Origin of the sequence: Marinilabilia sp. (assembly GCF_016278715.1) — a bacterium.
Lineage (GTDB): Bacteria > Bacteroidota > Bacteroidia > Bacteroidales > Marinilabiliaceae > Marinilabilia.
Genome location: NZ_JADQBH010000275.1, coordinates 1 through 6,162 on the forward strand (window position 1 = coordinate 1; position 6,162 = coordinate 6,162).

General features: G+C 42.9%; 5 protein-coding genes and 1 pseudogene. 3 read left to right on the forward strand and 3 right to left on the reverse strand.

Annotated elements, in window-relative coordinates; genetic code table 11:
- Positions 1 to 1,154: pseudogene (locus QZZ43_RS16785) on the forward strand (DNA polymerase III subunit alpha); the annotation flags it as partial.
- Between the two features lie 143 nt (positions 1,155 to 1,297).
- Here the strand turns inward: QZZ43_RS16785 and QZZ43_RS16790 are convergent.
- Positions 1,298 to 1,990, reverse strand: coding sequence for a hypothetical protein (locus tag QZZ43_RS16790; RefSeq protein WP_291861748.1), 693 nt, complete (start codon positions 1,988 to 1,990; stop codon positions 1,298 to 1,300).
- A gap of 679 nt (positions 1,991 to 2,669) precedes the next feature.
- Between QZZ43_RS16790 and QZZ43_RS16795 the strand changes: the two genes are divergently transcribed.
- Together QZZ43_RS16795 and QZZ43_RS16800 are read left to right on the forward strand one after the other, a co-directional pair.
- The gene (locus QZZ43_RS16795) at positions 2,670 to 4,316 is read left to right on the forward strand and encodes a diphosphate--fructose-6-phosphate 1-phosphotransferase (protein ID WP_291861749.1); all 1,647 of its coding nucleotides are present in this window, start codon (positions 2,670 to 2,672) and stop codon (positions 4,314 to 4,316) included.
- A 266-nt stretch (positions 4,317 to 4,582) separates the two neighbouring features.
- Complete coding sequence (locus QZZ43_RS16800; RefSeq protein ID WP_291861751.1) at positions 4,583 to 4,981, forward strand: Rrf2 family transcriptional regulator; 399 nt, start codon at positions 4,583 to 4,585, stop codon at positions 4,979 to 4,981.
- Here QZZ43_RS16800 and QZZ43_RS16805 read toward each other — a convergent pair.
- Together QZZ43_RS16805 and QZZ43_RS16810 are read right to left on the reverse strand one after the other, a co-directional pair.
- Positions 4,972 to 5,688 (reverse strand): 16S rRNA (uracil(1498)-N(3))-methyltransferase, encoded by a 717-nt coding sequence (locus QZZ43_RS16805; RefSeq protein WP_291861754.1) that lies wholly within the window; start codon positions 5,686 to 5,688, stop codon positions 4,972 to 4,974. The two genes, QZZ43_RS16800 and QZZ43_RS16805, sit on opposite strands and share 10 nt — an antisense overlap.
- Positions 5,666 to 6,162, reverse strand: a 497-nt coding sequence (locus tag QZZ43_RS16810; RefSeq protein ID WP_291861756.1) for an ATP-binding protein, incomplete at its 5' end; no start/stop codon positions are given. The genes QZZ43_RS16810 and QZZ43_RS16805, both read right to left, overlap by 23 nt.

A 6,162-nucleotide genomic window follows, 5' to 3' on the forward strand; every position in this document is an offset into this window, starting at 1 on the left:
CTTATGGCGTGATGGTTTATCAGGAAGACGTCATAAAGGTATGTCATCATTTTGCAGGATTGGATCTGGCTGATTCCGATGTGTTGCGGCGTGCTATGAGTGGGAAATATCGGTCAAAATCAGCTTTTCAGACCATTGTTGACAAGTTTTTTGAGAATTGTCGTGAACGTGGTTACTCAGAGGCCCTAACTTCCGAAATGTGGCGCCAGATAGAGTCTTTTGCAGGCTATTCTTTTTCCAAGGCACACTCTGCATCGTATGCCGTGGAGAGTTTTCAGAGCCTCTATCTGAAAGCGCGCTATCCGTTGGAGTTTATGGTGGCTGTGATAAATAACTTTGGAGGTTTCTACGATACATGGCTCTATGTGAATGAAGCCCGCCGCTGGGGTGGAGTCCTTCATTTGCCCTGCGTTAACCGGGGGCAATATGCTACCTCCATTTGGGGAAAGGATATTTTCCTTGGATTTGTTCATGTACGTGATTTGGAGCAGAAAACAGCATTAAGGATTGTTGCCGAGCGTAATGAGAACGGAAATTTTAAAAGTCTGGACGATTTCATCCGGCGAACCGGAACCACCAAAGAGCAGTTGATTCTGCTGATTCGTCTGGGAGCTTTACGGTTTACCGGCAAGAGTAAGCCCGAACTGCTGTGGGAGGCTCATTTGTTGCTTGCCGGCGAAAAAAAGCAAACCGGGGGAAGCCGGTTGTTCCATGCCGAATCGCCTCATTATCGGTTGCCTAAATTTGAGCAGAAACGCATAGAGGACGCTTACGATGAAATTGAAATGCTGGGATTTTCTGTCGGTTGTACGCTTTTCGACCTGATTCAGAGTTCTTTCCGGGGCGAATTGAAAGCCCGGGAGCTGGAACAGCATGTGGGAAAACAGGTTCGTATGGTTGGTCAGTTGGTTACCATTAAATATGTGCGAACGGTGAATAGCCAGATTATGCACTTTGCTACTTTTATAGATGCCAACGGAGAGTTTTTTGATACTGTGCATTTTCCCCAGACCCTTAAACGATGGCCCTTTAAAGGTCATGGTGTTTATCTGATTCTGGGAAAAATTGTGAGTGAGTTTGGTCAGCCTTCCATCGAGGTGACTAAGATCGCACCGCTCTCTTTGCAACCCGACCCCAGGGGGGAGGAGGAGTGAGTTTTGGGTTGGGGCGATCCTGTTTCATTGTTTCCTGCATGGAGAGACGCACGGCCGTGCCTCTTACATTCTCGTCGAAGACGAGTGGTAATTGACCCCTCGTTCGGAAACGAGGGGTGGAAGTTGCTCTTAGATGCCTCTTTTTACCTCCTTACTTTAGTCACTTTTTCGGTAGTCACCTGTCCATTATCCAACGTTATTCTAGCAATATAAACACCTGCAGATAATGAGTTCCAGTTGTTTCCGGCATTTACTCCTGTGATGCTGAAATATTCTGTCTTAACCACGTTGGCATTACCGGCAGCCGGGGTGGCGATCGAAGTAGCTTCCCCCACAATGATGTGATAGAGGTTTACTCCGCTTGAAGGAGAAAACAGATAAATAGTGGCAGCTCCTGTCCCTGTATAAGAAATATTTTGTTTGGTTGCTTCCAGTCCCAATGCGTTTAACTGACCGATGACATTGTCTTCGCTGTTCATAGCTACATTAAGGAGGCGGTCTGAGCTGCTGCTGCTTGACTGGAGCACAATAGATATTTCTTTAGGTCCATTCACATTAAATTTTAAAACACGAGCAGCAGGAGTAGTGGCATCAGTGAAATCACCTGAACCACCTAGTTTCATTCGGTAGGAGTAACTGATTCCGTCCACGGTTTTATTGTTTCCATCAATAACTACAGGTTTTGCTGCATTCGCATAAATGGTAAGTCCATTTATTGTCGTTTCTGCCTCAATTGATCCGAGACTGTTAAATTCAGAATCAGAAATGTTCCAGTCTTGTGCATTAACCAGTCCCACCATTAAAAGGGCTGTGAGAATCGTGTAAAGTTTTTTCATAATAAGTAAAGATTTAAAAGATTGAATAAATTGTTTAGGTATGTTAACGAATTTAGTTAATGTCCATAAAGAGAGTTGGTTGTGAATTGTTGAAAAAAGGGTGGTGTTTTGATATGCCTGGAGATTAAAGTGCTGATATATAATATCTTAGATTGTTATTTTGTCCGGGCGATGGACGATAAGTCCCTCTTTTTCTGACAATATGTCTCCTGTTGTTTGTTGTTGATTTTTAAATGTTTAGTGTTGTTCAGGGGGTGGGGTTGAGGTTTTTGTGTTCGGGGTTTTTGTGTTTATGGAGCAAGAAGTAATTTTGTGTTTGAGAGTTTTTAATTTAGTGGCTCTTTCGAATTAACCCCGGTGGCGGGCGGCCGCATGGCAGTAATTCTTCAAGCTAAAAGCTTAATCTACGGCAGTGGTGGCAGAAAACAATTTGCACATAACACCGTCTACGCTTAAATCATTTTCTCAACTTCATGGCATTAAAAGTCCCTCCTTGGAGGGATTTGGGGGGCCCCAACCACATTTTTCCCTGCCCGTTTTTTCAAATCTGGAAAAAAAGTGACAAATTTGCATCTGAAAAGGATAGAAGTTATAAAGTATTAAAGATTAATGCACTTTGTGGCTTCAATTTGTTACTTTTGTAGAACTATTTGTTTAAAAATCTCATAAATCAAATTAGATGAAGATTAAAAGCCCACTTCAGATTGCCAGGGAAAAATATGCTCCCAAGGTTCCGGCTGCATTGAAAGGCAGTGTGAAAGTAGTAGAAGGAGACAAAACCCAATCGGTTGCTGATCAGGCAGAGATTGCGAAAATGTTTCCCAATACGTTTGGAATGCCAGTATTGAGCTTTGAAACGTCCAGCGATAAGAACGATTTTCCTGCAATGAATGTAGGTGTAATTCTTTCCGGTGGGCAGGCTCCCGGTGGACATAACGTTATTTCAGGTCTTTTTGATGGTTTGAAAACTCTCAACAACGACAGTAAATTGTATGGATTTTTGGGTGGCCCCAGTGGGTTAACCGATAACCAATACCAGGAACTCACTTCTGATATCATTGATGAGTACCGCAATACCGGTGGTTTTGATATCATCGGTTCCGGCCGTACCAAACTGGAAGAGGAATCACAGTTCGATCAGGCTCTGGAAAATTGCAAAAAGCTTAATGTCAAAGCACTGGTAATTATTGGTGGTGATGACTCTAATACCAATGCTGCTGTTTTGGCTGAATATTTTGCGGCTAAAAATGCAGGTGTCCAGGTGATTGGAGTACCCAAAACCATTGATGGTGACCTGAAAACTGATATGATTGAGACTTCTTTTGGTTTCGATACAGCTTGTAAAGTTTATAGCGAATTGATTGGTAACATTCAGCGTGATGCCAACTCTGCTAAAAAATACTATCACTTCATTAAACTGATGGGACGTTCTGCTTCTCACATTGCTTTGGAATGTGCATTGCAGGCTCAGCCCAACGTGGCCATTATTTCGGAAGAGGTAGAGGCCAAGAATATGACTCTTGATCAGGTGGTTGACCAGATTGTGGATGTTGTAGTGAAACGTGCCGAAAATGATGAAAACTTTGGTGTGGTGCTGGTTCCGGAAGGTCTGGTTGAGTTTATTCCTGCTATGAAAGCTTTAATTGCCGAACTGAACGATATGCTGGCCAAGTACGAGAACGAGGTGAACGCCATGGAATCCAATAAGGAGCGCCGTGAATTTGTTGCAGGTAAACTTTCTGCAGTGACTTCTGAGGTATTTACAAGTTTGCCCAATAGTTTTGCCAACCAGTTGTTGCTCGACCGCGACCCTCACGGAAACGTGCAGGTATCCCTGATTGATACTGAGCAGTTGTTAAGTGATATGGTAAAGGCCAAAGTAAAAAAACTGAAAAAGGAAGGTAAGTTCAACGGTAAATTTAGCGGACAGTCTCACTTCTTTGGATATGAAGGACGTTGCGCGGCCCCGTCAAATTTTGACGCCGACTATACTTATTCACTTGGACGTACTGCATCTGTACTTATCGCTAACGGAAAAACAGGTTATATGGCATCTGTACGCAATCTTACTGCTCCGGCAGATGAGTGGGTTGCCGGTGGTGTACCTATTACAATGATGATGAATATGGAGCGTCGTCACGGATCTATGAAACCTGTGATTCAGAAAGCATTGGTGAAACTGGATGGAAAACCATTTAAAACCTTTGCTGAGAATCGTAAAGACTGGGGCGAGAAGACCGAGTTTGTTTACCCCGGACCTATTCAGTACTTTGGTCCTGCCGAAGTTTGTGACCAGACTACAAAAACTTTGCAGTTAGAGAAATAGAACTGCACCGAATTGATGAGTGTAGTAAAAAAAGGTGTATTTTTTTGTCAGAATCTAGGCTTTGAAATTTTTTTGTACCGGAGTTAACTTATTGTTAATTAGGATTCAAGAAATGCACTAACGAAGAGATTGGCACTTAAGATGCTTTTTTTGACTGGCTCATGGCTAAATAAAAGACAACCCGCTTTTCAGGCTTATTCAGTCCGAAGCGGGTTGTTTTCGTTTTTATTTTTACTTTTGTATGTAATGAATTAATTGTATGTAAGATGTCAAATATTGTTGCCTTAACCGAAGCAGCCTCTATTGGCTTGCACAGTATGGTTTTAATTGCCCGCTCCGATGAAGTTCTGAATGTGTTGAAGATTTCCGAATTTATTGGTAGTTCAAAACATCATGTTGCCAAAATAATGCAACGCTTGTCAAAAGCTGGATTTGTATCCTCCAATCGCGGACCTTCCGGGGGATTTATATTGAAAAAGCTACCTTCCGAAATAACTTTACTCAATATTTATGAAGCCATAGAAGGCCCCCTGTCTGTACAGACCTGTCCGATGGATCGTCCGGTTTGTCCATTTGGAGATTGCATTCTCGGAGATTTATCGCTTCGTGTGTCCCGGGAAATCAGAGACTATCTCGCCAGCCGCACACTTCAGGATTATTTATAGAGTTCCGGCATTTTTACAGATATACAAGCTGCAATTCCGGCAGTTTCTGTGCGTAAGCGGTTTTTTCCCATCACTACCGGAATAAATCCATTCTTTGTGGCCGCTTCAATTTCATCGGGTGAAAAATCGCCCTCAGGCCCAATGAGTATTAATATATCTTCCAGTCCGGTGTTCTTTTTCAATTCGGCGAGTAATTCTTTCCGTTCGTTTTCGGCGCAGTGCGCAATGAACTTATATTTTTCGGGATGACCGGAACCTATAAAACTTTGAAAATCGATTAATTCGCTGATGGAAGGACGCCAAAATCTGAGACATTGTTTGGTGGCTGCTGTTAAGACCCGCTCGAGGCGTGGCAGTTTAATCTGCTTTCTTTCTGACTGATGGCAGAGAAGGGGCGTAATATTATCGACGCCCAGTTCCGTAGATTTCTCCAGAAACCATTCAAACCGGTCAATGCTCTTAGTAGGAGCAATGGCGATATGGCAACCTGGCTTTGCAGGTTCTTCCGACTCTTTTTGCGCTATTTTTACTTTGCATGCTTTTGGGGAGGCCTCGGTTATGGTGCAAAAAGCTCTGGTTCCCTTCCCGTCAATGACATGAATTTGGTCACCATTTTTATGCCGGAGTACTTTAACGCAGTGCCTGGATTCTTCTTCGTTTAAAACACCGCCATTGGTAAGTATGTCAGGTTCGTAAAATATTTGCATGTTTCTTTTCTGTATTAAAATCACAGGGAAGAGAAACGTAAAATTGTGTGCCTCTCTCTGGTTCAGATTCAAACCATATTTCCCCTTTCATCATGTCAATTAGGCTTTTGGTGATGGCCAGCCCCAGTCCGGTGCCTCCAAATTTGCGGATAGGGGTCTCATCAATTTGCCGGAAACGTTCAAAAATAATGTTTTTGTATTGAGGGGCAATACCCTGACCGGTATCTTTAACAAAGAACAACAGGGTATTTTTGTCCCGGATGGAATATCCAACTTGTATAGACCCTTCTTGTGTAAACTTTATTGCGTTGGTTAGTAGGTTTAACAGTACCTGATGAAGCCGGAATGGGTCAGCCATAATGGGGAAGTGCTCTTCTGTTGTTCCATGCACTACTAAAAAACGAATGCTTTTTGCATCCCGAACTATCAGGTTTTGCGAAATGTTGCGGATGTTATCCAGGAGGGCATGTAAAT